At 49.2% G+C, this 599-nt stretch carries 1 protein-coding gene; it reads left to right on the top strand.

What is annotated here, in order from left to right; translation table 11 throughout:
- A partial coding sequence (locus H7T99_RS10645; RefSeq protein ID WP_260315613.1) for a hypothetical protein occupies positions 1-427 on the top strand: 427 nt, incomplete at its 5' end.
- Positions 428-599: the final 172 nt, after the last annotated feature.

The following is a 599-nucleotide window of genomic DNA, read 5'->3' as shown; positions in this document are numbered from 1 at the left end:
ACTAGCTGACTCTCATGCACTTGCAGAGTCTGAAGCACTTGCTGAGTCTGATGCTCTTGCTGAGGCTGACGCACTTGCTGACTCAGATGCACTTACAGAGGCTGACGCACTTGCTGAGGCTGACGCACTTGCTGAGGCTGAAGTACTTGCTGACGCTGAGGCGCTTGCTGAAGCCGAGGCACTTGTTGACTCAGACGCACTTGCTGATTCTGATGTACTTGTTGAGGCTGACGCACTTGCTGACGCTGACGCACTTGCTGAAGCTGATTCTGAAGTACTTGCTGATTCTGATGTACTTGCTGACTCTGAAGCACTTGCTGAAGCCGAGGCACTTGCTGACTCAGACGCACTTGCTGACTCTGAAGTACTTGCTGAAGCTGACGCACTTGCTGAAGCTGACGCACTTGCTGACTCAGACATTTGCTGACTCTTTGATTGACTCTGAGACAAGCTTATTCGAGCTGAGGCGCTAGCAGATCTACTTGCACTTGTCGATAAAGATTGACTTATCGAACTAGACAAACTTTGCGATCTTGATGTACTCAATGAAGCACTTGTACTTGCTGATTGTGATAGTCGCTGACTCGTTGATTGACTCT

Source organism: Streptococcus sp. 17.1 (genome assembly GCF_016648655.1).
GTDB lineage: Bacteria > Bacillota > Bacilli > Lactobacillales > Streptococcaceae > Streptococcus > Streptococcus salivarius_E.
This window is presented reverse-complemented; position numbering and strand designations above follow the sequence as displayed.